This window comes from Corallococcus praedator (genome assembly GCF_003612125.1).
Taxonomy (GTDB): Bacteria; Myxococcota; Myxococcia; order Myxococcales; family Myxococcaceae; genus Corallococcus; species Corallococcus praedator.
Map to the genome: position 1 here is coordinate 1 of NZ_RAWI01000652.1, position 2,961 is coordinate 2,961.

At 69.3% G+C, this 2,961-nt stretch carries 5 protein-coding genes; 1 reads left to right on the forward strand and 4 read right to left on the reverse strand.

The features are described 5' to 3' along the window. Positions 1-23: 23 nt before the first annotated feature. The 4 genes from D7Y13_RS40385 to D7Y13_RS40400 all read right to left on the reverse strand — a co-directional run bounded on the left by D7Y13_RS40385 (position 24) and on the right by D7Y13_RS40400 (position 2,642). On the reverse strand, positions 24-1,091 hold the full coding sequence (locus D7Y13_RS40385; RefSeq protein ID WP_120582349.1) for a radical SAM protein: 1,068 nt from the start codon (positions 1,089-1,091) through the stop codon (positions 24-26). Then, a complete protein-coding gene (locus D7Y13_RS40390; RefSeq protein WP_120531393.1) occupies positions 1,088-1,327 on the reverse strand; it encodes an anti-sigma factor family protein in 240 nt (79 codons plus the stop codon). Before D7Y13_RS40390 ends, D7Y13_RS40385 begins: the two co-directional genes overlap by 4 nt. A gap of 65 nt (positions 1,328-1,392) precedes the next feature. Further along, the gene (locus tag D7Y13_RS40395) at positions 1,393-2,022 is read right to left on the reverse strand and encodes an RNA polymerase sigma factor (protein ID WP_120531394.1); all 630 of its coding nucleotides are present in this window, start codon (positions 2,020-2,022) and stop codon (positions 1,393-1,395) included. A 35-nt stretch (positions 2,023-2,057) separates the two neighbouring features. After that, positions 2,058-2,642, reverse strand: a complete 585-nt coding sequence (locus D7Y13_RS40400; protein ID WP_120582350.1) for a DNA-3-methyladenine glycosylase — start codon at positions 2,640-2,642, stop codon at positions 2,058-2,060. A gap of 165 nt (positions 2,643-2,807) precedes the next feature. Between D7Y13_RS40400 and D7Y13_RS48880 the strand changes: the two genes are divergently transcribed. Continuing rightward, on the forward strand, positions 2,808-2,961 hold a 154-nt coding region (locus tag D7Y13_RS48880), incomplete at its 3' end, for a 4-alpha-glucanotransferase (RefSeq protein WP_147452622.1).

Consider the following 2,961-nt stretch of genomic DNA (forward strand, 5'->3'; position numbering starts at 1 on the left):
GCCCGAGGCCGGAAGGGCGGAAACTAGCGGGGAGGCGTCACCACCGGCGTCGGCAGCACCGTGCCGCCGTACTGACTGGCCGCCAGCGTGCCGCACGCCGCGCCAATCTCCTTGCCGCCCGAATAGCGCCGCGCGATGGGCGCCTTGAGGATCTGGAGGTGGTCGCGAAACGCGCTCAACTCCTCCGCCGTGGGCGGCAGGTACTTGCCCGTGGGGTCCGTCACGTCGATGAGGTCCACCTTGATGGGGATGCCCTCGAACGCGACCTTCAGCGCCTCCGCGTCCTCACGTCCCAGGTTGAAGCCCTGGATGGCCACGTAGGCGATCATCGCCCGCTCCCGCCGCGCCTCGCTGTACTCGCGGATGGCCTCGATGAGTTCCGGCAGCGGGTGCGTCTTCTCGATGGGGAGCACCTTCGCGCGCTTCTCCGGGATGGCGCTCGTCACGCTGAACGCCAGCCGGAACGGGTGCCCCTCGCGCGTGTAGCGCCGGATGGCCGGCACGTGCCCCGCGGTGGAGAAGGTGATGGCCGTGCCGGAGATGGAGAAGCCGGCCGGGTGGGAGAGGATCTGCGCCGCGCGCAGCGTCTCCTTGTAGTTGAGCAGCGGCTCGCCCATCCCCATGAACACCACGCCGCCCACGCGCCGGTCCGCCTCCGCGCGCACCTGCATCACCTGGTCCAAAATCTCCCAGGTCTGGAGGTTGCGCTGGAAGCCCAGCTTGCCCGTCATGCAGAAGTCGCACGCCAGCGCGCAGCCCACCTGGCTGGACACGCAGACGACGTACTTCTCGTCGAAGATGGGGATGCGCACCGCTTCGATGCGGCCGCCCAGCGGCGACTCGAAGAGGTACTTCACGAACCCGTCCTCCGCCTGCCGCCGCTCCACCACCTTCAAGGAGGGCATTTCAGCCTGGGCCCGGAGCAGGTCGCCTACGCGGCGCGGCACCTGGGGCGCCAGCGCGACCGCGTCCACGGTGGGCCGCGCATGGGCGAAGACGCCCGCGAACACCTTGCGCACCGCGGTGGCAGAGGGCTGGGCCGGCGCGAGCGCCGCTTCCAGCTCCGGCAGCGACAGGGATTTCAGGTTCACGAGCAGGACTTGATCTTCGAGCGCAGGAACTCGGTCAGCTTCGACGAGACCTCCTTGGGCATGCGCAGCGCCATGGCGCGCTTGCACAGCCCCGGAGTCGCCCGGTAGGTGCTCATGAACTCCTCACAGGGCTTGCAGCCCGACAGGTGCTCCTGGAGGTGCCGCGCCTCCTCCTCGGGCATCTCACCCTCGAGGAATTCCAGCAGGAGGTTGATGGAATCTTTGCACGTATACATCCGAACCTCGGCTGGCTGCGGCTCCCCTCGCTACTGTTCGAAGATGCCGAGGCGCCCTGGGGGTTTCACGCCCCGCGATTGTCCCGGTTGTAGAACAGGTCGATGGCCTCTCGCAGCGCGAGCCGCGCCCGATGCAGGCGGCTCTTGATGGCGGGGATGGAGTCCCCCGTCACTTCCGCGATCTGTTCGTAGCTGAGGCCGTCCACGTCTTTCAAGAGGAAGACTTCCCGATACCCCTCGGGCAGCCGGTCGGTCGCCTGCTGGATGGCCTGCCCCAGCTCCGCGTCCAGCGCCTTCTCCTCCGCGTCCCGGCTCCAGTCGGTGACGGGCTGGTCCGCCAGGGTGCCCCGCTCCGTGAATTCAGGGGTCTGGAGCTCCGCCTCCGCCGCCTGGGCCACCCGGCGGTGCCGCAGGCGCATGAGCGCGTGGTTCGCCGCGATGCGGTGGACCCAGGACCCGAAGGCCGCCTCGCCCCGGAAGTCCTTGAGGTGCTGGTAGGCGGACAGGAAGGTGTCCTGGGTGATTTCCGCCGCGTCCGCCTCCGAGCGCGTCATCCGCAGCGCCAGGCCGTACACCCGGTCCTGGTGCAGGCCCACCAGGGCCTCGAAGGCGGAAACGTCCCCGTCCTGGGCCCGCGCCAGGAGCCGCCGGTCTTCTTCCTGCCGGTCATCTTCCTGGGGGGCGTCGTGGGACATGACGCTTCCCACCCAACCAGCCGGAGGGTTCCGCGTCAAGGCCGACGGCGAGGCGCCCGGGACACGAAGCGACTGACGTGTCCACTGTCCCGGATCCACAACCGGAAGGGTTCAGCGGCCCACGCCCCGGCGTACTCCACGCCAATCCGGGGCCCCCGCTCCACCCCGGCGTCCGGCACCGGCGTGCCCGGCAGCAGGTGCAGCCCGTCCGAATCCAGCCGCTGCTTGTTGTGGTTCAGGTTCAACCCCAGCACCCGGCACAGCCGGCCCGGCCCGTCCGTGCGCTCGCCCGGGGACAGGTCCTCCACCGGCTCCACCGCCCGCACCAGCACGGCCGCCCCCACCCCTTCCGAGTCCGTCACCACGTTGAAGCAATGGTGCATTCCATAGATGAGGTACATGTACGCGCGCCCCGCCGGCCCGAACATCACCTCCGTGCGCGGGGTGAGCCCCTTGGAGGAGTGGCACGCCAGGTCGTGCTCCCCCAGGTAGGCCTCCACCTCCACGATGCGACCCACGCGCCGGCCCTTCACCCCATCCACCACCAGCAGCGTCCCCAGCAGGTCGCGCGCCACCTCCAGCGCGGGGCGGGCGTAGAAGGTCAGGGGGAGCGGGCTCATGGGGTGCGGTCCTTTCCACCTCTGGTGGGTGTCCGTCCACCGCCGAGCGATTCTCGCGGCCGCAACTTTCAACAGACAACCTCCGCGCGCTGAACAAGCAGGCACGTGTGAACACCTGGGTGACAGCAGTTCACACCGGCCCGTGGCTGGGGCAGATTGCGCCGCATGTCCACTCCTGGCCGGCTCTCCGGTCTCCTGCTTCCCCTCTTCTCCCTGCGTTCCCGGACCGACTTCGGCATTGGCGACTTCGGCGCGATGGATGGCCTGTTCGCCTGGATGAAGGCCGCGCGTCAGCGCCTGCTGATGGTGCTGCCCCTCC